This is a genomic window from Aeromonas jandaei (assembly GCF_037890695.1).
Classification (GTDB): Bacteria; Pseudomonadota; Gammaproteobacteria; order Enterobacterales; family Aeromonadaceae; genus Aeromonas; species Aeromonas jandaei.
In genome coordinates, this window is sequence record NZ_CP149571.1 from 353,819 (window position 1) to 374,849 (window position 21,031).

Annotated in this window: 21 protein-coding genes; 11 read left to right on the plus strand and 10 right to left on the minus strand. The window is 63.1% G+C overall.

Annotated elements, in window-relative coordinates; translation table 11 throughout:
• Positions 1–29: 29 nt before the first annotated feature.
• From WE862_RS01755 to WE862_RS01770, 4 genes are all read right to left on the minus strand, one after another.
• Positions 30–926 (minus strand): hypothetical protein, encoded by an 897-nt coding sequence (locus WE862_RS01755; protein WP_042033266.1) that lies wholly within the window; start codon positions 924–926, stop codon positions 30–32.
• Between the two features lie 74 nt (positions 927–1,000).
• Positions 1,001–1,690, minus strand: coding sequence for an LrgB family protein (locus WE862_RS01760; protein ID WP_005341581.1), 690 nt, complete (start codon positions 1,688–1,690; stop codon positions 1,001–1,003).
• Positions 1,683–2,084 (minus strand): CidA/LrgA family protein, encoded by a 402-nt coding sequence (locus tag WE862_RS01765; protein ID WP_041210812.1) that lies wholly within the window; start codon positions 2,082–2,084, stop codon positions 1,683–1,685. The genes WE862_RS01760 and WE862_RS01765 overlap by 8 nt, the downstream gene beginning before the upstream one ends.
• 99 nt (positions 2,085–2,183) lie before the next feature.
• Positions 2,184–3,608, minus strand: coding sequence for a PLP-dependent aminotransferase family protein (locus tag WE862_RS01770; protein WP_042033264.1), 1,425 nt, complete (start codon positions 3,606–3,608; stop codon positions 2,184–2,186).
• An 88-nt stretch (positions 3,609–3,696) separates the two neighbouring features.
• Between WE862_RS01770 and WE862_RS01775 the strand changes: the two genes are divergently transcribed.
• From WE862_RS01775 to WE862_RS01785, 3 genes are all read left to right on the plus strand, one after another.
• A complete protein-coding gene (locus tag WE862_RS01775) occupies positions 3,697–4,134 on the plus strand; it encodes a rhodanese-like domain-containing protein (protein WP_042033263.1) in 438 nt (145 codons plus the stop codon).
• On the plus strand, positions 4,124–4,840 hold the full coding sequence (locus tag WE862_RS01780; RefSeq protein ID WP_042033261.1) for a GNAT family N-acetyltransferase: 717 nt from the start codon (positions 4,124–4,126) through the stop codon (positions 4,838–4,840). Before WE862_RS01775 ends, WE862_RS01780 begins: the two co-directional genes overlap by 11 nt.
• A 186-nt stretch (positions 4,841–5,026) precedes the next feature.
• On the plus strand, positions 5,027–5,911 hold the full coding sequence (locus tag WE862_RS01785) for a LysR family transcriptional regulator (RefSeq protein WP_042033260.1): 885 nt from the start codon (positions 5,027–5,029) through the stop codon (positions 5,909–5,911).
• On the opposite strand, the gene WE862_RS01790 is transcribed toward WE862_RS01785, so the two are convergent.
• From WE862_RS01790 to ybaK, 3 genes are all read right to left on the minus strand, one after another.
• Positions 5,905–6,828, minus strand: coding sequence for a hypothetical protein (locus tag WE862_RS01790; RefSeq protein WP_042033258.1), 924 nt, complete (start codon positions 6,826–6,828; stop codon positions 5,905–5,907). The two genes, WE862_RS01785 and WE862_RS01790, sit on opposite strands and share 7 nt — an antisense overlap.
• Positions 6,829–6,833: 5 nt before the next feature.
• On the minus strand, positions 6,834–7,625 hold the full coding sequence (locus WE862_RS01795) for a substrate-binding periplasmic protein (RefSeq protein ID WP_042033255.1): 792 nt from the start codon (positions 7,623–7,625) through the stop codon (positions 6,834–6,836).
• Between the two features lie 117 nt (positions 7,626–7,742).
• The gene (gene ybaK, locus WE862_RS01800; protein ID WP_042033253.1) at positions 7,743–8,207 is read right to left on the minus strand and encodes a Cys-tRNA(Pro) deacylase; all 465 of its coding nucleotides are present in this window, start codon (positions 8,205–8,207) and stop codon (positions 7,743–7,745) included.
• 178 nt (positions 8,208–8,385) lie between these two features.
• On the opposite strand from ybaK, the gene WE862_RS01805 reads away from it, so the two are divergent.
• Together WE862_RS01805 and WE862_RS01810 are read left to right on the plus strand one after the other, a co-directional pair.
• Entirely contained in the window at positions 8,386–8,898 is a 513-nt protein-coding gene (locus WE862_RS01805; RefSeq protein WP_042033252.1) for a GNAT family N-acetyltransferase, read from the plus strand.
• Between the two features lie 76 nt (positions 8,899–8,974).
• On the plus strand, positions 8,975–9,310 hold the full coding sequence (locus WE862_RS01810; protein ID WP_124241549.1) for a hypothetical protein: 336 nt from the start codon (positions 8,975–8,977) through the stop codon (positions 9,308–9,310).
• Between the two features lie 84 nt (positions 9,311–9,394).
• Here the strand turns inward: WE862_RS01810 and ppc are convergent, their stop codons facing one another.
• Both ppc and argE read right to left on the minus strand, forming a co-directional pair.
• The gene (gene ppc, locus WE862_RS01815) at positions 9,395–12,028 is read right to left on the minus strand and encodes a phosphoenolpyruvate carboxylase (RefSeq protein WP_042033248.1); all 2,634 of its coding nucleotides are present in this window, start codon (positions 12,026–12,028) and stop codon (positions 9,395–9,397) included.
• A 229-nt stretch (positions 12,029–12,257) separates the two neighbouring features.
• Complete coding sequence (gene argE, locus WE862_RS01820; RefSeq protein ID WP_042033246.1) at positions 12,258–13,403, minus strand: acetylornithine deacetylase; 1,146 nt, start codon at positions 13,401–13,403, stop codon at positions 12,258–12,260.
• Between the two features lie 272 nt (positions 13,404–13,675).
• On the opposite strand from argE, the gene argC reads away from it, so the two are divergent.
• The 5 genes from argC to argH all read left to right on the plus strand — a co-directional run bounded on the left by argC (position 13,676) and on the right by argH (position 19,311).
• On the plus strand, positions 13,676–14,683 hold the full coding sequence (gene argC / locus WE862_RS01825; RefSeq protein ID WP_042033244.1) for an N-acetyl-gamma-glutamyl-phosphate reductase: 1,008 nt from the start codon (positions 13,676–13,678) through the stop codon (positions 14,681–14,683).
• Between the two features lie 22 nt (positions 14,684–14,705).
• Positions 14,706–15,485, plus strand: a complete 780-nt coding sequence (argB, locus tag WE862_RS01830) for an acetylglutamate kinase (protein WP_042033241.1) — start codon at positions 14,706–14,708, stop codon at positions 15,483–15,485.
• Positions 15,486–15,510: 25 nt separating this feature from the next.
• Entirely contained in the window at positions 15,511–16,422 is a 912-nt protein-coding gene (locus WE862_RS01835; RefSeq protein WP_042033239.1) for an ornithine carbamoyltransferase, read from the plus strand.
• A gap of 56 nt (positions 16,423–16,478) precedes the next feature.
• Positions 16,479–17,714, plus strand: a complete 1,236-nt coding sequence (locus WE862_RS01840; RefSeq protein ID WP_042033238.1) for an argininosuccinate synthase — start codon at positions 16,479–16,481, stop codon at positions 17,712–17,714.
• A gap of 211 nt (positions 17,715–17,925) precedes the next feature.
• The gene (argH, locus tag WE862_RS01845; RefSeq protein WP_042033237.1) at positions 17,926–19,311 is read left to right on the plus strand and encodes an argininosuccinate lyase; all 1,386 of its coding nucleotides are present in this window, start codon (positions 17,926–17,928) and stop codon (positions 19,309–19,311) included.
• Positions 19,312–19,386: 75 nt separating this feature from the next.
• Here the strand turns inward: argH and WE862_RS01850 are convergent, their stop codons facing one another.
• Positions 19,387–19,842 (minus strand): hypothetical protein, encoded by a 456-nt coding sequence (locus WE862_RS01850; protein WP_042033236.1) that lies wholly within the window; start codon positions 19,840–19,842, stop codon positions 19,387–19,389.
• A 443-nt stretch (positions 19,843–20,285) separates the two neighbouring features.
• Between WE862_RS01850 and WE862_RS01855 the strand changes: the two genes are divergently transcribed.
• On the plus strand, positions 20,286–20,978 hold the full coding sequence (locus WE862_RS01855; RefSeq protein WP_042033231.1) for a B3/B4 domain-containing protein: 693 nt from the start codon (positions 20,286–20,288) through the stop codon (positions 20,976–20,978).
• Positions 20,979–21,031 lie beyond the last annotated feature (53 nt).

Below are 21,031 nucleotides of genomic sequence, written 5' to 3' on the forward strand. Positions count from 1 at the left end.
CCGCAGGGCTGGCCGTGTTCTCACCTCAATCAGGGCAAGCCGGGGCCAAAACGCCCGGTCACCGGATCGTAGTGGTAGGCGTCGTAATCAAAGTCGATCCCCTTGAGCAAGGGGTTGGGCAGCTCGAACAGCTGGCGCTGGTGGAGTCTGGCCTGATCGAGGGAGGGTTTGAAGTGGTGCAGCCAGAGCCGCTGCAGCGAGCCATCCTGCCACGCCAGCTTGAGCCCGGCCTGAATGCGCCGGATCCCCGCCTGATTCCCCTTGAAGGTGTAGAAGAGATGGAGGAAGGGGTAGTGCAGGGCGATATGCTGCTCCACGGTGAGGCCGGGCAGATCCCGGTGCTGCTCCAGCTCGGTGAAGAGCTCGTTGGCGCCGCGGCAAAAGAGGTCGGCCCGCCCGCGAGCCACCAGCTTGAACAGCCGCTCGTAGCTGTCCACCTCCTGCACCTGCAGACCGGCCGCCCGCAAAATGGCGGCATCCTGCCAGCCACGCCCCTGCACGTTCTGGTACTGCTTGAGCTGCTCGAAGCGGGTCACTCCGGCAATGGCCTTTGCCTGCTGCGGGCTGACGAAGCAGATGCGATAGCCGAGGATGCCGAGTTCCACCGGGAAGCGGACATAGTCGAGGGCCTCACCGCTATCGGGCTGCGGCGTATCGACGGCAAAGAAGTTGGGGTAGAGGTTGGTCTGCAGCACCTGCCGCAGCCGGATCCGGTTCATCGGCGGCGCCGCCCGCAGCTCGTAGTCACCGAAGCTGTCGCGGGTCTTCTCCAGCGCCAGCTGCAGCAGCTCGCGAAAATAGATGGTGCGCTGATCCCGGTCGCTCTCCGGGCTGATATGGGTAAAGACGTCGCTCGCCCGCAGGGGGGCGGCGAGAAGTGAGAGGCTGCATAGCAGCAAGAAGGAGGCGAGGCGATGAAAGGTCATACTGCTCATCCCGGGAATACACGCTCACTAGAGTGTAGCGCCGGGACGAGCAGCCTTGTAAAGGGAAGCTCAGCCTACCAGAACATCCGGCCCAGCAGGGGCGCCAGCAGCACGGTCACCATGCCGGCGATCATCATCACCATACTGGAGACCACCCCCTCTTCGTTACCCATCTGATAGGCCCTGGCGGTGCCGGCACCGTGGGCCGAGGCGCCAAACCCCGCCCCCTTGCCGAGACGACTGCGAATGGCCAGCACGGTGAGCACGCTCTCCCCCACCGCCATGCCGATGACGCCGGTCAGCACCACAAACAGCGCCGTGAGGTCGCTCTGACCGCCGATGGCGCGGGTCGCCTCCACCGCAAACGGCGTGGTGATGGAGCGCATCGCCAGACTGCGCTGCAACATGTCGGAGAGATCGAGCCAGCGGGCCAGCAGCACGGTACTCCCCACCGCCATGATGACCGAGGCGACCACCCCGACCGACAGCGACAGCCAGTGGCGACGAATGAGCTGGCGGTTCTCGTAGACCGGCACCGCGAAGGCGACGGTCGCCGGGCCCAGCAGCCAGAGCAGCCAGTGGGATTCCGCCATGTAGTCCTGATAGGGGATGTGGAACAGCAGCACCACGGCCACCAGCAGGGTCGGCGCCAGCAGCAGCGGCATCAGCGGCAGGATCCGCTTTTTGCCGTAGAGCCATTTGCTGGCGTAGTAGAAGAGCAGGGTAAGGGCGAAACAGATCAGCCCGAGCAGGGTATCAGACATGACGGCGACTCCGGCGGGCCAGTTTCAGTTCGAGGCGGTACACCCGATCCACCACCAGTGCCGTGGTGCCGAGTACCAGAGTGGTGCTCACCAGCAGCACCACCATGATGCGCCACCCCTCTTGCAGCAGCAGCTCCTGATAGTTGACCACCGCCACCACGGCGGGGACGAAGAAGAGCAGCATCTCCGCCAGCAACCAACGCGCACCGGCACTGAACCACTCGGCCTTGACCACCCCGAGCAGGATGCAGGCCAGCAGCAACAGCATGCCGGTGAGGTTGGCGGGCAGCGGCAGATGGAGAGTTCGAACCGCGGTATCGGCCAGCAGCCAGATGGCCGCCAGCAACACAATCTGGAAGGGAGTCTGTAACCAGCGCAGGGCAAGGGATTTCATGATTAAGGGTCTTTCTGTGAACTGGTTCACAGTATAGAGAGAGGTAAAACCTTCCAGAAATGAATTTAAATTATCAACTTCATGCCTTAAAGGCATGTATTATCCCTCCCGCAGTACGCGGCCAAGGTCGCGGCAGAGCTGGCGCAGGGTGCCGTTATCGAGGCCGGCATAACCGAGCAGCCACCCCTCCCGATCCGACTCTCCCAGATAGAAGGGGCGCAAGGCTCGCAATCCCAACCCCTGCCGGTTGGCCAGGTTTGTCCAGCGCGCCTCGCCGCCGGGAGGCAACAGCGCGGTGCACTGCAATCCGGCACCGGTGTGAATGGGGGTCAGCTGTGGGCAGTGCTCGGCCAGCTGGGCCAGCAGCAGATCCCGCCGGCTGCGGTAGAGCAGCCGCATCTGGCGCAGATGGCTGGCAAAGTAGCCTCCCTGCAGAAACTCGGCAGTCACCGCCTGCAACAGCTGGTTACTGTGACCGTCGAACGCGGCGCGCGCGCGGGCAAAGGGCTCCAGCAGCGCCGGTGGCAGCACCAGATAGGCAAGGCGCAGCGAACCGAACAGCACCTTGCTGAAGGTACCCACATAGATGACCCGGCCGCTGCGATCCAGCCCCTGCAACGAGGGGAGCGGCCGCTGGTCGTACTGAAACTCGCCGTCGTAGTCATCCTCCAGGATCCAGGCCTGCTCCCGCTCGGCGCGGGCCAGCAGCGCCATGCGCCGTGGCAGGCTCATCGCCATGCCGAGGGGATACTGGTGGGAAGGAGTGGTGTAGATGAGGCGCGGCGCCGGGTGAGCGCCCGCCGGGTTGAGCCCCTCCTCATCCACCGGCACCGGATGGAGGTGCGCCCCGGCGGCCTGCATCGCATTGCGCGCGCCGAGGTAGCCCGGCTCCTCCAGCCAGACCGTATCACCGGGGTCGAGCAGCAGCTGGGCGGCGAGCTGGATCCCCTGCTGGGAGCTGGTGAGCAGCAGCACCTGCTCCGGGTGGCAGACCAGTCCGCGCGACTGCACCAGATAGGCGGCGATGGCCTGACGCAGGGCGGGCAGACCGGCGGGATCGCCATACTGCATCAGGCGCGGGCCGTGCCGGCGCCACTGCTGCTGCAACAACCGCCCCCACAGCTCGCGGGGAAAGGCGAGCGTATCGCCCTGACCGCTGGCAAAACTGTGCGGGGTGCCCGTCTCCTCCTGACAGGCGCCGCTGGCGAGGATCGCCTCCCCGCGCCTGGACAGGGGGGCGCCACCGCGCTGGCGGCTGCGCGGCGCGGGCACCACCGCCAGCGCCACGAAGCTGCCCACGCCGACCCGGCGGGTCAGGTAGCCCTCCGCCTCCAGCCGGCCATAAGCCTGCTCAACCGTGCCACGCGACAGGGAGAGATCCCGCGCCAGCACCCGGCTCGGCGGCAGGCGGCTGCCCTGCGGCAGGTGACCGGCGAGGATGGCATCGCGCACCGTGCGCACCAGTCGCTCCTGCACCGGCAAGCTGGCATCGTTCTCGGCAAACAGGGTCGGCAAGGCGCTCATTGGTCTACTCCATCCAGCAGAATTGGTACATCCGTGTGAACCATTATGCCGCTAGAGTGGAGCTCTGCCATCAGACAAGGAGTTAATCATGAGTCACGTTCGTTCCACCGGCCTGCTCTCGCCCGAGCAGGCCGCCCTCTTCTTCGAAGCCCAGCTTGCCTGCCGCACCGATGCCGCCGATCTGGCCGCTGACCTGATGGCGGCAACGGCCGGCATCGTCGTCATCGACACCCGCTCGCCAGCGCACTACGCCGCCGGCCACATTCCCGGGGCCATCTCCCTGCCGCACCGGGAGATGGTGCCCGAGCGGGTGGCCGGGCTCGATCGCGATGCCATCTACGTCTGCTACTGCGACGGCATCGGCTGCAACGGCTCGACTCAGGGAGCTTACAAGCTGGCGCGCCTCGGTTTTCGGGTCAAGGAGCTGATCGGCGGCCTCCACTGGTGGCAGCAGGATGGCTTTGCGGTCGCGCTCGGCGACGAGCCGGGTCAGCTGGCCAACGAGGAGGTGCGCTGTGGCTGCTGAGATCAACGAATTTGGCCAACCGCTCGGGCCGCTGGTCGCCGGCTGGGACGGCGCCCGCTTCCCGGAAGCGCAACTGCTTGAGGGGTGGGGCTGTCGCTGCGAGCCACTCGATCCGGCCCGCCACGAAGCGAGCCTCTGGCAAGCCTTCGGCAAGGATGACGGGAGCCTTTGGACCTACCTCACCAGCGGCCCCTTCCCAAGCCGCTCCGAGTGGCAGGGATGGCTGGCGCGTATGGCGGCGGGGCGGGATCCCCAGTTCTACGCCATCGTCGATGCCGCCAGCGGGCGCGCCCTCGGACTCGCCAGCTTTCTGCGCATCGACCCTCTCGCTGGCAGCATCGAGGTGGGCTGGCTCCACTTCGCCCCGGCGATGCGCCGCACCCGGCTCGCCACCGCCGCCATGACGCTGATGATGGCGCGCGCCTTCGCCCTCGGCTATCGCCGTTACGAGTGGAAGTGCAACGCCCTCAACCTCCCCTCCCGGCAGGCGGCGCTGCGGCTCGGTTTCACCTTCGAGGGGATCTTCCGGCAGGCCCGGGTCGACAAGGATCGCTCACGCGATACCGCCTGGTTCTCGGTGATCGACAGCGAGTGGCCCGCCCTGCAGGCGACCCTTGCCCGCTGGCTGGACGATGCCAACTTCGACCAGAGCGGGCGCCAGCGCCTCTCCCTCTCGGCGCTCACCGCCGCCCTGCGCGGCAACTGAGTGCATACGGGCGGCCACCCTGGCCGCCCCACATTTTCCAGCCATCCGATCGGCCAGCCTGTTTATCCCCTGCCCGCTGCACGCCTCACCCCGTTGAGAGGCTCAGATCCTTCATGAAATGAATTAGAATGAGTCATTTCATGCCATATTGGCATGATTAGAGCCCTTGTTATCCCGGGAGAGCCCATGGATATTCGCGCCCTGCGCTACTTTGTCGAACTGGTTCGGGAGCAGAGCTTCACCCGCGCCTCGGAGAAGCTGTTCGTCACCCAGCCCACCATCAGCAAGATGATCCGCAATATCGAGGAGGAGCTGGGCCAGCCTCTGCTCAACCGGGAGGGGCGTCGCTTTACCCTGACCGACAGCGGGCAGGTGCTGTTTCAGCGGGCCCAGACCATTCTGGCCGAGATGCAGCAGCTGGAGGCGGAGCTGGCGGATCTGCAGAGCCTGCAGCATGGTCGCCTCACCCTCGGCATTCCCCCCATGGTGGGCCACCTCTACGCTGATCTCATTCGCGCCTACCGCACCCGCTACCCCAAGGTGGAGCTGACGCTGGTGGAGTATGGCGGCCGTCTGATCGAACAGGCGGTGCTGGAGGGGGAGCTGGATCTCGCCATCACCATGCTGCCCACCAAAGAGGAGGGGCCGCTCAGCGCCCTCGATCTCGATCGCTATCCCATTCAGGTGGTGCTGCCGGATCAGCCGCGCTGGCGCGGCGATGCGCCGCTGCGGATGGAGGCGCTGCAGGAGGAGCCCTTCCTGCTCTATACCCAGGCCTTCACTCTGAGCGAGCGGCTGGAGCAGGCGTGCCGGGAGGCGGGGTTCGTGCCGCAGGTAGCGGCACGCAGCAGTCAGTGGGATTTTCTCACCGCCATGGTGCGCAGCGGCATGGGGGTCGCCTTCCTGCCCGAGCCGGTCTGCAACCGGCTCAATCCGGAGGGGTTGGTACTGCGGCCGCTGGAGCCCGAACTGAGCTGGCGACTCGGAGTGATCTGGCCGCGCGAGCGCTATCTGTCGCGCACCGCCGAAGCCTGGCTGGAGCTGTGCCGCAAGTGGCGGGAGCCTCACTGATCGCCGAAGCGATCGGTGAGCGGATTGTAGAAATAGGGGCGGTAATCGAAGCTGATCCCCTTGAGGAAGGGGTTCTCCAGCTTGATCAGCCGCCGCTGCTGGGGGTGGGCAAAGGCGATGGCCGGGCCGAAGCTCTTGCGCCACAGTGCCTGCAGCGAGCCATCCTGCCAGGCGATCTGCAGCCCCTGCTCGACCCGTTTGAGCGCCTCGCGATTGTTGGCATTGGTATAGAAAACCCGGGGCAGCGGGTAGTAGATCATCAGAGCATCGTCGACCTTGAGCCCCTCCAGCTCGTCGTGGGTGAGCTGTTCGCTGCGCAGTTCGCTCACCCCGCGGCAGAAGAGATCGAAACGGCCGCGTGCCACCATCTTGAACAGCTTCTCGTAGCCATCCACCTCCATCACCTCCAGCCCGGCATGGCGCAGAATATCTACATCGAGCCACCCCTTGCCCTGACCGAAGGTGAAGCGACGCAGGCCAGCAAGATCGATCACCTGCCTGACTGCTGCCTGCTGCTGCGGGCTGACAAAACAGATGCGGTAGCTGACGATCCCCAGATGCACCGGGAAGCGGGCATAGGCCAGCCCCAGCCCCTCGCGAGTGCTGCTGTAACTGTCCATGGCAAAGAGATTGGGGAAGCTGTCGAGCTGCATGCTGACCCGCTCGCGGGCCTTGGTCATGGGAGGCGCAGCCTCCATCACATAGTCGCCAAACTGGTCGCGCGTCTTGTCGAGGGCGAGACGCAGCAGCTCCCGATCGTAGGTGGTGCGCGGATCCCGTTCGCTCTCGGGACTGATATAGGTAAAGCGGGTCACCGCCTCGACCGCCAGCGGGAGCAGCACAAGCAGGCTGGCCACCAGCAGCGCCAGCCACCGTCCTGCAAACCGCTCTGCCGTTCCATGGCTTATCGCTCTCATCCCTGTTAGTCCCCTGCCCGATGGGTCTGTCTGAAAGTGGCCACATAGTGCTGATAGGCGGGCGAGTTGCGCACCGCCTCGATGGCATCCCACACCTGCTGACTCTCATGCGGATGGCTCTGGCGGAAGGCGTGGGAGAAAACCAGATAGTAGGGCTTCTCCACCAACACCGGCGCCAGCCGCTCGATCTGCCCTTGCAGGTCGGGATAGGCCGCCAGCAGGCTGTCGGCCACTTCGGTCTGCAAGGCGGTGGCGGCGGCCCGATCCATCACCAGCTTTTTCAATATGATGAGCGGATCCCGACTGGAGTCATCTACCTCGACTCCCGCCCCCTGCAGGTACTCGACTATGGAGAAACCGGACTGGGCCGCCACTATCCCCTTGACCCTGAGGGTGGTGCCATCCCACTGGCTCTTGCCCCCCTTGAGCTGATAGAGGCTGTAGCTTTCGATGAGCAAGCGCTTGTCGGGATCCGGCTTGTCACCGCGCATCGGGTAACTGCCTATCTTGCTCGCCCGCTCCGCGCTGTAGCTCATCTTGAAGGCAGCATCCATCTGGCCGCTACTCACCAGCGAGAGGCAGCGCTTCCAGGGGAGTGGAGTCATCAGGATTTCGATGCCAAGGCGCTCTGCCACCAGCTTGAGGTGATACTGAACGATCCCCTCCCCCGACTGCAGCAGCCAGGGGTAGGAGTCGCTGTTTTCAAAACAGGAGTGCAGGGTAAAGGCAGGGGTAGCACTACCCGTGGCGGGGAGAAGCAGCACAGCGCACAGCAGGGATCTGACAGATGCTCGCATGGGGCCATATCCTTGGCAGCCAGTCTCCTTCCACTATACCAGCCAGCCCGCTACCGTGCCGTGGCGGCAGCGTCAGGCCGTGCGGGGCATCACTCTTCGTCGCTGACTCTTCACCGATTACTCTTCGCCGATAGGAGCGGCAATCCACTTCAGCAAAGTCAGCATATCCTGCGGCGCCACACCGACCGAGAGGCCACGCTTGCCGCCGCTCACCAGGATCTCGTCAAATTGCATAGCCGACTCGTCGAGCACGGTGGGCAGCAGCTTCTTCTGGGCCAGCGGGCTGATGCCGCCCACCTTGTAGCCGGTCAGTTTTTCCGCTTCCGCCGGCTTCATCATCTCCACCTTCTTGAGGCCGGTCGCCTTGGCCAGCTGTTTCAGACTGCACATGCCGGATGAGGGCACTATGGCCACCACCGCCTGTTTGTCGTGGTGGGCGATCAGGGTCTTGAATACCTGCGCCTCCGGCAGCCCGAGCTGAGTCGCGGCATGCTTGCCGAAATCGTCGTGGGCTTCGCACTCGTAGGGGTAGAGCTTGTGGGGGATTTTGAGCTTCTTCAGCAGGTTGATGGCAGGAGTCATGATGGTTGCCTTGAATCGAATTGCATAAAAACAAGGCCAGACAGTCTGCGCCTCACGATAGGGTGATGCAAGTCGCAAGGGCAATTTGGGGCGCGACGCGCCACCGGACAGTGCCTTTCCGACAGCGCCCCATGCTATCCTCGCCCCCCGATTTCACCGATATTCGTCCTCATTTCCCATGCAGATCGAGCTTGTTCCCCTTACCCCTGAAGAGACCCTGAGCCCCGGCGGGCTGGCCCTGCAGCAGCGGGTCATCAACTCGCAGCCCGTCTTCAATCTGGCGCTGGGCGGCCCTGCGGCGCTTTCCCTCACCGCCATCCGGCAGGATGCTGAAGCCGTGCTGGCCGCCGGCGGCCGCTATCTGGTCATTCGCAGGCAGCAAGAGGTTGTCGGTATCGCCCATCTGCTGGCCAGTAACCCCTTCGATGGCCATCCCTGGATTGGTCTGCTGGTGATCGATAGCGAAATGGCGGGTAAAGGGGTGGGGCGCAGTGCTGCCAGTCAGCTTTGCCACCATCTGGCACAACTCAACCCGGCGCCGGTTCGTCTCTGCGTTCAGCTGAGCAACCCTGCCGCCCTCGCCTTCTGGCAGCGCTGCGGCTTCGAGCAGATCGAGGAAGATCTCGACGATGAAAATCGCCCCATCGCCATTTTGCAGGCCATCCCGCATAACGGCGCGAACCCGCGCTGAGCCGGGTTACAATGGCGCCCATCGTATCGGTTACGCCCGCCACCCGGGCGCCACCCACCATAGGCAACGAGGTTATATGACCCGATCACGCTGGCTACCGACGGGAATATCCCTGCTCGTCCTCCCTCTGCTCCTCACCGGCTGCGCTCACCAGCCCGATGCAGAGGAGTACCAGAGCAAGGTGGATACCCTGATCAAACTCTGCACGGAAGAGACGCTCCCCAACTCTCAGGCAAGGCCCGAGGGGTTCGACCTTGAGCAGCATCTGGCCGATCTCAGGGCCGAGCGACTGCAGCTCACTCGCCAGCTGGCCACCCCGGCAGGGCAAGCCGCGCTCACCGCTCGCCTGAAAACCAGCGAAGACGATCTCGACATCCTCTGCCTGAAACAAGCACTGCAGCAGAGCCAGTAATCGAGCCGGGCCAAGGGAACACCAGAAACAGAAAGGGCGCCTGATGGGCGCCCTTCCTGTTTCTGTGATTTTAGTGGTCTGCGATCAACCGGTGTTCCGCATACCTGCGGCAATACCGGCGATGGTGACCATCAGCGCCTTGTCCAGCTCGGGGTGCAGGGTCTCCGGGTGGTTGCGGGAGCGGTTGAGCAGCTCGGCCTGCAGCACGTTGAGCGGGTCGGTGTAGGGGTTGCGCAGCTTGATGGACTCCTTGATCCACGGCTGATCCTCCAGCAGATCCCCGCGCGGGCTCAGCTTCAGCACCACCTCGATGGATTCGGCGAGCTCCTGACGCAGCTGTTTGCCAAGGCCCCACAGCTCCTGCGGCACCAGACGGGTGTCGTAGTACTCGGCGAGCCAGACGTCCGCTTTGAGGAACACCATCTCCAGCATCTCGAGGCGAGTGCGGAAGAAGGGCCACTGGGCGCTCATCTCTTCCAGTACGGCCAGCTTGCCGTCGTCGATCGCCTGCTGCAGCGCCTTGTGGGCACCGAGCCAGGCCGGCAGCATCAGGCGATTCTGGGTCCAGGCGAAGATCCAAGGAATGGCGCGCAGACTCTCGACGCCGCCGTTGGGCTTGCGCTTGGAGGGACGGGAGCCGAGCGGCAGTTTGCCAAGCTCCATCTCCGGGGTAGCGGCACGGAAGTAGGGCACGAAGTCCGGGTGGCCGCGCACGATACTGCGGTAGTGATCGCAGGAGACGGTCGCCAGCTGCTCCACCACTTCACGCCAGCACGCTTTCGGCTTGGGCGGCGGCAGCAGATTCCCCTCCAGCACGGCACTGGTGTATAGCGCCAGACTCTTGATCGCCACTTTCGGCAGGCCGAACTTGAAGCGGATCATCTCGCCCTGTTCGGTGACGCGCAGGCCACCGCGCAGGGAGCCCGGCGGTTGCGACAGAATGGCTTGCTGGGCCGGCGCACCGCCACGACCGACGGTACCGCCGCGGCCATGGAACAGGGTGAGGCGCAGATTATTGGCCTCGGCCAGCGCCACCAGCGACTCCATGGCGGCGTACTGAGCCCAGCCAGCGGCCATCATGCCCGCATCCTTGGCGGAGTCGGAGTAGCCGATCATCACGTACTGACGGCCCTGAATGTAGCCGCGATACCAGTCCACCGACAGCAGGCGCTCCATCACGGCGGTGCCCGCCATCAGGTCTTCCTGAGTCTCGAACAGCGGGGCGACCGGCATGCGGAACTTGCAGCCAGCCTCTTTCAGCAACAGCTGCACCGCCAACACGTCGGACGGGGCACCAGCCATGGAGATGATGTAGATACCGAACGCATCGGGATCGTGCCGGGCAATCACCCGGCAGGTTTCGATGGTTTCGCGGGTCTCGTCGCTCGGCTCCCAGTCGTTGGGGATAAGCGGACGGCGGGAGTTGAGTTCGTTGAGCAGGAAGGCCTGCTTGTCATCCTCGCTCCACTCAGCGTAATCCCCCAGCCCCAGATAGCGGGTCAGCTCGGAGAAAACCTGACCGTGGCGCTCACCATCCTGACGGATATCGAGCTTGACCAGATGGATGCCGAAGCAGGCGATCTTGCGCAGCACGTCCAGCAGCATGCCATCGGCGATGTTGCCCATGCCGCAGGCGTGCAATGAGTGGTAGCAGAGCTCCAGCGGCTCGCGCAGCTGGGCGGTGGTCTTGACCAGATCCCGGCTCTCGCTCGCCTGTCCCTGCACCTTGGCGGTCAGGTACTCCTGAGTTTCGCGCAGCTGTTCGCGCAGCTCGCGCACCAGCGCACGGTAGGGCTCCGGGTGATCGCCAACCCGCTCGCGCACGGCGTCGGTGCAGTCGGACATGGAGAGCTCGGAGGTGAGCTCGCGGATGTCCTTGTAGAACAGGCTCACCGCCATCCAGCGGCCCAGCTCCAGCACCTCGGCAGTCACCTTGGCGGTGACGAAGGGGTTACCGTCACGGTCACCGCCCATCCAGGAGGTAAACTTGACCGGCGCGGCATCCAGCGGCAGCCGCACACCCAGATGGTGCTGCAAACGCTCGTCCAGATTGCGCATAAATTCGGGGATGGCTGGCCACAGGCTGTTTTCCACCACGGCGAAGCCCCACTTGGCCTCGTCGACCGGAGTCGGGCGCTGTTCTCGGATCTCGTTGGTGTGCCACGCCTGATTGATGAGCTGCTCGATGCGATTGAGGATCTTGTCCCGCTCGCGGGGCAGCAGGTCGGAGAGCTCCAGCGCCTCGAGGCAGTCGTTGAGCTGTACGTGCTTGTGGATCAGGGTGCGACGGGTCACCTCGGTGGGGTGAGCGGTCAGCACCAGATCGATATCCAGCTCGCGCACGGCCTGAATGATGGCCTCTTGCGACAGGTTGGAGGCTTTCAGTTTATCGAACATCTGCTCCAGCGGATCCGGAGTGCAGACCTGCTCTTCGCAGCGACGGGAGATGGTGTGGAACTGTTCGGCCACGTTGGCCAGATTGAGGAACTGGCTGAAGGCGCGAGCCACCGGCAGCAGCTCGTCGTCGCTCAGGGTGCGCAGGGTATCAAGCAGACGTTCCCGGTCTGCCTCATTGCCTTTGCGGGAAGATTTGGCCAGTTGGCGAATGGTTTCGATCTTGTCGAGGAAGGCCTGACCCTGATGGTCCTTGATGGACTTGCCCAGCAGCTGACCCAGCATGCCTACGTTGGCGCGTAGTGCGGCGTACTTTTCGTTCATTCCACATCCTTATCTTGTTGGTGCCTGACACCCATCCGGGGTGCGAGACGACCTCACTTATTGTTGTGCGATTACAACATATGCTCCGTCATCTTAGGGTGACAATCTACCCAGATTGTCTGCGCAAGGTCAAATAACAGGCCGATTCAGAAGATGTATTTCCCTCACCACTCCCGCACCGGCTTGTTATGTAACTTACTTACAGCTTTGACCCCCTTTGCTGCCCTTTTCAGAGGCAGAAACGACGAACCAGATGCTGCAATACCGCAGTGGTGGGCTTGACGAAGGAGAGATCCAGATACTCGTCAGGCTGATGCGCCTGGGTGATATGGCCGGGCCCCATCACTATGGTCTCGCAGCCAAGCTGCTGGATAAAAGGGGCCTCGGTGCAGTAGTTGACCGACTCGGCCGCGCGGCCGCTCGCCTTCTCGGCTTCGCGTACCAGCACAGAGTCATCGGCACAGGCGTAGGCGGGAATGGGCTCATGCAGGTGTTGCAGATGCAGGCAGCCGGGCTGGTGAACTTCGATGGGAGAGAGCGCCTCTTTGAGCATCCCCATCAGCTCGTCTGGCCCCACCTGCGGAGTGGGTCGCAGATCGATATGCAGCTCGCAGCAGCCGCAGATGCGGTTCGGGCTGTCACCACCCTGAATGTAACCGAGGTTCAGGGTCGGCTGCGGCACGGCAAAGCGGTGGTCGGCGTAGCGATCTTTCAGATCCTGCTGCAAGCGCAGCACCTGCCCCATCGCCTTGTGCATGATCTCCATGGCGTTGACGCCGTTGGCGGGATCCGAGCTGTGACCGCTCTTGCCGGTAATGCGGATCGCCTCCGACATATGCCCCTTGTGGGCCACCACAGGCACCAGTCCGGTTGGCTCGCCAATCACCGCGTAGTCGGGTTTGAGTTCGGCAGCCGCAGCGATGGCGCGGGCCCCCGCCATGGTGGTCTCTTCATCGGCAGTGGCGAGGATACGCAGGGGCTTGGTCAGCTTGGTGAGGTCAATCTCCTTGAGCGCCTCAACGATAAAGGCGAAGAAGCCCTTCATATCGATGGTGCCGAGGCCATAGAGGCGGTTGCCCTCTTCGGTCACCTTGAAGGGATCCTTGCTCCAGCCCCCCTCATCGAACGGCACCGTATCGGTGTGACCCGCCAGCAGCAGACCGCCCTCCCCCTGCCCGATCGTCGCCACCAGATTGAACTTGCCCGGCAGATCGGGGAGCGCAGTTACCTCGCACTGAAAGCCGAGCTGACCGAACCAGTCGGCCAGCAGCCGGATCACCGCCTCGTTGCTCTGATCCCACTTGGGATCCGTGCTGCTGATAGAGGGGATCGCAATAATATTCTTGTAGAGTGAAAAAAAATCCAGATTGGCCATCAGCTCCTCCTTGCTTCCCCAAAACGTTTCTGTTAGAAAATACAAATGCAATGCGAGTGCATGAATATTCTGTCTTTTTGCCAGGATAAGCAGCTCGCCAACAAAGGCTTCTAGTTGTAAGGGAAAGTTAATGTTCTGTCACCTGATCTATAACCGACGACACACACCCGCCTGAATTGCCCCTCCGCACTTGTGCACAGGGGCGATCGAACACCCTTGTGCACCGCAGCACCACGCTGTGAATCTCGAACTCTGATTTGGAATATTCAAACATGCTCAACACCGTTATCGTCGGTGCCAGTGGCTACGCGGGAGCCGAACTGGCCGCACTGGTACAGAACCATCCACAACTCAAACTGTTCGGCCTCTATGTCTCCGCCGGCAGTCAGGATGCCCACAAGCGCTTCTCTTCCCTGCATCCCCAGTGGGTCGGCGCCCTCGATCAGCCGCTGCTGCCACTGGACGAGGATGGCATGACCCGGATCCTGACCCAGGCTGATCTGGTGCTACTGGCCACCGCCCACGAGGTGAGCGCCGAGCTCGCCCCCAAGTTTCTCGCCAAGGGGCTGCCGGTGTTTGATCTCTCCGGCGCCTTCCGGGTCAAGGATCAGGGCTTTTACGACAGCTTCTATGGTTTCACCCACCAGAATGAGCAGTGGCTGGATCAGGCCGTCTATGGTCTGGCGGAGTGGAATGCCGAGGCCATCGCCAGCGCCCAGCTGATCGCCGTGCCCGGTTGCTACCCGACCGCATCGCTGTGCGCCCTCAAGCCGCTGCAGCAGGATGGCCTGATTGCCAAGGGGTGGCAGCCCATCATCAACGCCGTCTCCGGGGTCTCCGGGGCCGGGCGCAAGGCCGCCATCAACACCAGCTTCTGCGAAGTGAGCCTCAATCCCTACGGCACCTTCAATCACAGACACCAGCCGGAGATCAGCCACCACCTCGGCAAGGAGGTGCTGTTCCAGCCCCACCTTGGCAACTATGTGCGCGGCATTCTGGCCACCATCTATGTGCAGCTGGCGGACGGCGTCACCCCCACCCAGGTGGATCAGGCCTTCCTCAAGGCTTATGAAGGCAAGCCGCTGGTGCGCCTCACCGGCCAGATGCCCTCTATTCGCGGTGTGGCAAACACCCCTTACTGCGATATCGCCTGGCAACAGCAGGGCAACATGCTGGTGGTGGTCTCTGCCATCGACAACCTGCTCAAGGGCGCCGCCTCGCAAGCCATTCAGTGCATAAATATCAAATTCGGATTTGAACCGGCCACCGGCCTGATTTAAGGACTTAGGAAGGATCTCGAACATGGACAAACAGACGTTGGTAATCAAGCTGGGCGGCGCCCTTATCGAGAACGACGAGGCGCTGACCGCCCTGTTCGCCACCCTCAAAACCTTTCTCGACGAGCAGCACCGCCCGCTGGTGCTGGTGCACGGCGGTGGCTGTCTAGTGGATGACCTGCTCAAGGGGCTGGGTCTTACCTCCACCAAGAAGAACGGCCTGCGGGTAACCCCGTTCGAACAGATCCCCTTCATTGCCGGAGCGCTGGCGGGCACTGCCAACAAGCAGATGATGGCCAAGGCGATCGCCACCGGCATTCCGGCGGTGGGGCTCTGTCTGGCAGATGGCGGCCTCTGTCAGGTGACCCAGCTCGACCCGGATCTCGGTGCAGTCGGCGAGTGCAAGCCGGGCAACCCGGCACTGGTGGCGGGGATCCTCGGTCAGGGCTTCCTGCCGGTGGTGAGCTCCATCGGCATCACCGCCGACGGGCAACTGATGAACGTCAACGCGGATCAGGCGGCCACCGCCATTGCCGAGGCGCTCGGTGCCGATCTGGTGATGCTCTCCGACGTGAGCGGCATCCTCGATGGCAAGGGCAAGCTGGTGCCCCAGCTCGACAAGCTGACCGCACTGGATCTGATGGAGAAAGGGGTGATCCGCGACGGCATGGCGGTCAAGGTAGAAGCGGCCCTGCACGCCGCCCAGACCCTCGGCAAGCCGGTCTGTGTCGCCAGCTGGCGTTACCCGGATCAGCTGCTCAAGCTGCTGGCTGGCGGCGCGGTCGGCACCCAAGTGGCCATTTGATCTCCACCGGAACAAGGAACATCCGATGCAACATCTTCTGAAAGACAGTGATCTGAACAAAGCCCAGATCGAGGCGCTGATTGCGCTGGGCAAAGCAGTAAAGGCCGACCCGAAGAAGTACAGCCAGGCGCTGGCGGGCAAGAGCGTGGTCACCCTGTTCGAGAAACCCTCCCTGCGTACCCGGGTCACCTTCGACATCGGTATCGCCAAGCTGGGCGGCCACAGCGTCTATCTGGATCAGCAGAACGGCGCGCTGGGCAAGCGGGAGTCGGTGAAGGATTTCGCCGCCAACCTGTCGCGCTGGTGTGATGCCATCGTCGCCCGGGTGTTCGATCACCAGACCCTGGTCGAGCTGGCAGCGCACGGCACAGTGCCGGTGGTGAACAGCCTGTGCAACCTCTATCACCCCTGTCAGGGGCTGGCCGACTTTATGACCATTGCCGAGCACTACGACGACCTGTCGAAGGTGAAGCTTGCCTACCTCGGTGATGGCAACAACGTCAGCCACTCTCTGCTGCTGCTGGGGGCGACCCTCGGCACCGACGTCACCCTCATCTGCCCGAAAGGCCACGGCCCGGATACCCAGATCTTCCTGCAGGCGCAGGCACTGGCGACCAAGTCGGGGGCGACCATCCACATCAGCGATGACGTGGCGGATATCGAAGGGTTCGACGTGGCCTACACCGACACCTGGGTCTCCATGGGCGACAACACCCCGATGGAGCAGGTCAAAGACCTCTTTATGCCTTACCAGATCAACCATGCCCTGCTCGACCGCACCGGCATCCAGCACGTGCTGCATTGCCAACCGGCGCACCGGGAGCTGGAGATCACCTCGCAGGTGATGGATGGCCCCGCCTCCCTCATCATGGACGAGGCCGAAAACCGGATGCATATCCAGAACGCCGTGTTGCTGACCCTTCTCGGCGGCAAGTAACGCGGCACTCAACCTGAATCACGACCCTTTATCGAATCATCATGGAGAGAAGTAAAATGAGCGGAATCAACAAGATCGTACTGGCTTACTCGGGTGGACTGGATACCTCGGCCATCATTCCCTGGCTGAAAGAGCACTATGACGCCGAAATCATCGCCTTCGTAGCTGATGTCGGTCAGGAGCGCGACGATCTGGAAGGGATCGAGCAAAAAGCCATCGCCTCCGGCGCCACCAAGTGCATCATCAAGGATCTGCGGGAAGAGTTCGTCAAAGAGTACGTCTACCCGACCCTGAAGACTGGCGCCGTCTATGAAGGCACCTATCTGCTGGGCACCTCCATGGCTCGTCCGGTGATCGCCAGGGCGATGGTCGAGGCCGCGCTGGCGGAAGGGGCCGATGCCATCTCCCACGGCTGCACCGGCAAGGGTAACGATCAGGTGCGTTTCGAAGGTGCGGTTGCCGCGCTGGCGCCCCAGCTGAAAGTGATCGCCCCGTGGCGGATCTGGGACATGCGCTCCCGGGAAGATCTGCTCTCCTATCTGGAGACCCGCAACATCCCCTGCAAGGCGACCCTGAAGAAGATCTACAGCCGCGATGCCAACGCCTGGCACATCTCCACCGAAGGTGGCGAGCTGGAGAGCACCTGGAACGAGCCGTCCGAAGCGGTCTGGCAGTGGACCGTACCGGCCGAGCAGGCTCCGGATCAGCCGGAGTACGTCAAGCTGACCGTGGCGCAGGGTGAAGTGGTGGCCGTTGACGACCAGCCGCTCAGCCCGCACCAGATCCTGATGACCCTGAACGAGCGTGCTGGCAAGCACGGCGTGGGCCGCATCGACATCACCGAAAACCGGATGGTGGGGATGAAGTCCCGTGGCTGCTACGAGACCCCGGGCGGTACCGTGATGGTCGCCGCGCTGCGCGCCGTGGAAGAGCTGGTCCTGGATCGCCCGACCCGCGCCTGGCGGGAGAAGCTGGGTGCCGAGTTCTCCCATCTGGTCTATGACGGTCGCTGGTTCACCCCGCTGTGCAAGGCGATCCTCGCCTCTGCCAACGCCATCGCCGAAGATCTGGATGGTGAAGTGGTGCTGAAGATGTACAAGGGTCAGGTCACTGCGGTGCAGAAGAAGTCGCCGAACAGCCTCTACTCCGAAGACTTCGCCACTTTCGGGGCCGATGAAGTGTATGACCAGAGCCATGCCGAAGGCTTTATCCGTCTCTACACCCTGGCCAGCCGGATCCGCGCCATGAAGGAGCAGCATCAGGCCATTGGTGGTGATCATACCCACGGTTAAGCAACCGCGATAACCCGCTGATTCCGTTGAGGGGGCATGGCCCCCTCTTCTACAGGCAGAGGGCATAACCCCTGACCCATCATCGGCGGGTGTGACAAGAGCGGCAGCGCCCCGGCCGCTTCTGTGAGATAACAGGCTCGCAGAAAAACAGGGCACGATTTCAAGCTCGGCGGTGCAAGGCGCCGCCGACAACGCATTCAAGGAGAGCAGTATGGCACTTTGGGGTGGACGCTTCAGTCAGGGAGCCGATAACCGGTTCAAGCAGTTCAACGATTCGCTGCGGTTCGATTACCGCTTGGCGGAGCAGGATATTCAGGGCTCCATGGCCTGGGCCAAAGCGCTGGTCAAGGTGGGCGTGTTGACCGCCGATGAGCAGGCCAAGTTGCAGCAGGCGATGGAAGTGCTGCTCGCCTCGGTGCAGCAGGATCCCCGGCAGATCCTGAGCTCGGACGCCGAAGACATCCACTCCTGGGTCGAGAGCCAGCTGATTGCCGCCGTCGGCGATCTTGGCAAGAAGCTGCACACCGGCCGCTCGCGCAACGATCAGGTCGCCACCGACCTGAAACTCTGGTGCAAGGCGCAGGGCGAGCTGCTGCTCGGTTCCATCACCGCCCTGCAGCAGGGGCTGGTGGCCTCCGCCCGTGCCAATCAGGCTGCCGTGCTGCCGGGTTACACCCACCTGCAGCGGGCCCAGCCGGTCACCTACGCCCACTGGGCGCTGGCCTATGTGGAGATGCTGGAACGGGACTACTCCCGGCTGCAGGATGCCCTCAAGCGCCTCGACACCAGCCCCCTCGGCTGCGGCGCGCTGGCGGGCACCGCCTATGCCATCGACCGCGAAGCCTTGGCGCTCGACATGGGCTTTAGCGGCGCCACCCGCAACAGCCTAGATTCGGTCTCCGATCGGGATCACGTGGTGGAGCTGATGCACGTGGCGTCCCTCTCCATGACCCACCTGTCGCGCTTTGCCGAAGACCTCATCTTCTACAACACCGGCGAGGCGGGCTTTGTCGAGCTCTCCGATGCAGTCACCTCCGGCTCGTCGCTGATGCCGCAGAAGAAAAACCCGGATGCGCTGGAGCTGATCCGTGGCAAGACCGGCCGGGTGGTCGGCGCCCAGATGGGCATGTTGATGAGCCTCAAGGCGCTGCCGCTGGCCTACAACAAGGACATGCAGGAAGACAAGGAGGGGCTGTTCGATGCCCTCGACACCTGGCACGACTGCCTCGATATGGCGGCGCTGGTGCTGATCGATCTGAAGGTCAATGGCGAGCGCACCATGGCGGCGGCGCAGGGCGGCTATGCCAACGCTACCGAGCTGGCGGACTATCTGGTGGCCAAGGGGATTCCATTCCGTGAAGCGCACCATATCGTCGGCGAAACCGTGGTATTCGCCATCAGCGTGGGCCGTCCGTTGGAGGAGCTCTCCATCGGCGAGTTCCAGCGCTTCAGCCCGGTGATCGAGTTCGACGTCTACCCCAATCTGGAACTGGAAGCGACCCTGGCCAAGCGGGTCGCCAAAGGCGGCGTTGCCCGCGAGCAGGTAGAAGCGGCCCTTACCGCCGCAGAGCAGTGGCTGGCCAAGCGGGTGGGTTAAGCCAACCGGCTTGTCATCCAAAGTTGAAAGCAAAACGGCAACCCGAGGTTGCCGTTTTTTATTGTTCACCGCCGTTCAGGCGCTGGCATTGAGCAGCTTGCCAACCCCCTCCCCCTTGCCATTGGGCAGGGTCTGCTTAAAGGCACCGAGCAGCTGGTCGAGGTTGAGATGGCTGGCACCGAGGGAATCCTTGAGGGTATCGAGCTCACTTTGCAGCGCATTGAGGCGGGTGCTCTGGGTGCCGCTCGCCAGCTGGTTGCGGGCGCTGTCGATGGCAGCCGGGAGGGATTGGCCACCATTCTCCTGCCCCAGGGTCTGCATCAGCTCACCCATAAAGTGGTTGATGGCAGCGCGGTTCTGTTCGCTATCGGCATCCTTGATACCAAATCGCTGGAACAGGCTCTGGACGGTCGGGGCTAGGTGTTCCTCCTGTACGGCAGGCTGCACGGGCTGGGGTTTGCTACTGCTGCCAAGCAGCTGGCTGCCCAGCTTGAGGGCGATCGAGGCAAGGGGAAGCAGGCTGCTGATCATGATATCTCTCCGCGACAACGACCCTTGATGGTGTTGCCAGGAGGAGTGCATAAGCGGGGCCAGAATGCAGTGAACAGCGCAGGGCGAAACCAACTCATTGAGTCACCGAGTGATTTGAATCGCCGCCTTGTGTTCGGGGATTGCAACTGAGGTCATCACACGAGAGCCGGGCGGCCAGCGGCTGCCGCTGCAGATCGAAGCGGCAAAGGGGCATTGCCGCAGCAAACCGGAGACGGCAGGGATCCTCTTCGCTATATGCCGGTACATGCCCGCCATCCCCTCGATCACATCATTTTTCATTCATGAAACTTATGGCGATTAAGATCATGTAAATTTTCTTATCTGACATGTTCGCGCAAGATGGCTCTCAAACCGGATTTGCCGTCACCGTTATGCTGGCCGGCAGCCGCCTTCTCCCTGCCTTTTTCGTTTATGGAGTCGCTATGTCCCTGATTACCCCCCATATCTCCCCCGAAGTCAGCCAGTTGGCTCCCGGCTTTCGCGCTTTAAGCATCACGGTGCAGGCCGCCGCCGTGGTCGACCCGAACGTGGGGGCGCGTGCGCTCGATGAAGCCTGCAGCGCCATGCTGACCGCCGATGTGCCGTGGGCAGAGGCGCATCTCGCCGCCTGGGGCGAGCTGTTCAGAAAGTTCGGCGCCAAGCCGCAGCGGACTCCCTGTTCCGCCGACGCTCTGAGAAAGCGGGTCGCCCGCGATGGCAACCTGCCCGCCATCGATCCCGTAGTCGATCTCTACAACGCCATCAGCATCCGCTACGCCATTCCGGTGGGGGGCGAAAACCAGCTCGCCTATGAGGGGTTGCCGCGACTGGTGGTGGCCGATGGCAGCGAGCAGTTCGATACCATGAAGGGGGGCGAGCCGACCCACGAAGCGGTGGAGCCCGGCGAGGTGGTCTGGCGGGATGACAAGGGGGTGACCTGTCGGCGCTGGAACTGGCGGCAGGGTGTGCGCACCCGATTGAGTGTCGATTCGGGCCAGATGTGGTTCATTCTGGAGAGCCTGCCCGAGATGCCGCTGGCTGCGCTGCATGAGGCGGGGGAAAAACTGGTCGCCGGACTGCAGGAGATGATGCCGGAAGCGGTGATCGCGCAGAGCCTGATCGGCCATAACGAATAGGCGATTTTCGTCAGCAGGATACAGAGAGGGGCACCGCAGCGCCCCTCTCTCTT

Excerpts from the sequence above, each read along its gene's own strand:
- argC (WP_042033244.1), top strand. The coding sequence starts at position 13,676 with ATGCTCAACACCGTTATCGTCGGTGCCAGTGGCTACGCGGGAGCCGAA.
- WE862_RS01810 (WP_124241549.1), top strand. The coding sequence starts at position 8,975 with ATGACCCGATCACGCTGGCTACCGACGGGAATATCCCTGCTCGTCCTC.
- WE862_RS01755 (WP_042033266.1), bottom strand. The coding sequence starts at position 926 with ATGACCTTTCATCGCCTCGCCTCCTTCTTGCTGCTATGCAGCCTCTCA.
- WE862_RS01765 (WP_041210812.1), bottom strand. The coding sequence starts at position 2,084 with ATGAAATCCCTTGCCCTGCGCTGGTTACAGACTCCCTTCCAGATTGTG.
- argE (WP_042033246.1), bottom strand. The coding sequence starts at position 13,403 with ATGGCCAATCTGGATTTTTTTTCACTCTACAAGAATATTATTGCGATC.
- WE862_RS01785 (WP_042033260.1), top strand. The coding sequence starts at position 5,027 with ATGGATATTCGCGCCCTGCGCTACTTTGTCGAACTGGTTCGGGAGCAG.
- WE862_RS01855 (WP_042033231.1), top strand. The coding sequence starts at position 20,286 with ATGTCCCTGATTACCCCCCATATCTCCCCCGAAGTCAGCCAGTTGGCT.
- WE862_RS01795 (WP_042033255.1), bottom strand. The coding sequence starts at position 7,625 with ATGCGAGCATCTGTCAGATCCCTGCTGTGCGCTGTGCTGCTTCTCCCC.
- WE862_RS01850 (WP_042033236.1), bottom strand. The coding sequence starts at position 19,842 with ATGATCAGCAGCCTGCTTCCCCTTGCCTCGATCGCCCTCAAGCTGGGC.
- ybaK (WP_042033253.1), bottom strand. The coding sequence starts at position 8,207 with ATGACTCCTGCCATCAACCTGCTGAAGAAGCTCAAAATCCCCCACAAG.
- ppc (WP_042033248.1), bottom strand. The coding sequence starts at position 12,028 with ATGAACGAAAAGTACGCCGCACTACGCGCCAACGTAGGCATGCTGGGT.
- argB (WP_042033241.1), top strand. The coding sequence starts at position 14,706 with ATGGACAAACAGACGTTGGTAATCAAGCTGGGCGGCGCCCTTATCGAG.
- argH (WP_042033237.1), top strand. The coding sequence starts at position 17,926 with ATGGCACTTTGGGGTGGACGCTTCAGTCAGGGAGCCGATAACCGGTTC.
- WE862_RS01770 (WP_042033264.1), bottom strand. The coding sequence starts at position 3,608 with ATGAGCGCCTTGCCGACCCTGTTTGCCGAGAACGATGCCAGCTTGCCG.
- WE862_RS01835 (WP_042033239.1), top strand. The coding sequence starts at position 15,511 with ATGCAACATCTTCTGAAAGACAGTGATCTGAACAAAGCCCAGATCGAG.
- WE862_RS01790 (WP_042033258.1), bottom strand. The coding sequence starts at position 6,828 with ATGAGAGCGATAAGCCATGGAACGGCAGAGCGGTTTGCAGGACGGTGG.
- WE862_RS01775 (WP_042033263.1), top strand. The coding sequence starts at position 3,697 with ATGAGTCACGTTCGTTCCACCGGCCTGCTCTCGCCCGAGCAGGCCGCC.
- WE862_RS01760 (WP_005341581.1), bottom strand. The coding sequence starts at position 1,690 with ATGTCTGATACCCTGCTCGGGCTGATCTGTTTCGCCCTTACCCTGCTC.
- WE862_RS01805 (WP_042033252.1), top strand. The coding sequence starts at position 8,386 with ATGCAGATCGAGCTTGTTCCCCTTACCCCTGAAGAGACCCTGAGCCCC.
- WE862_RS01840 (WP_042033238.1), top strand. The coding sequence starts at position 16,479 with ATGAGCGGAATCAACAAGATCGTACTGGCTTACTCGGGTGGACTGGAT.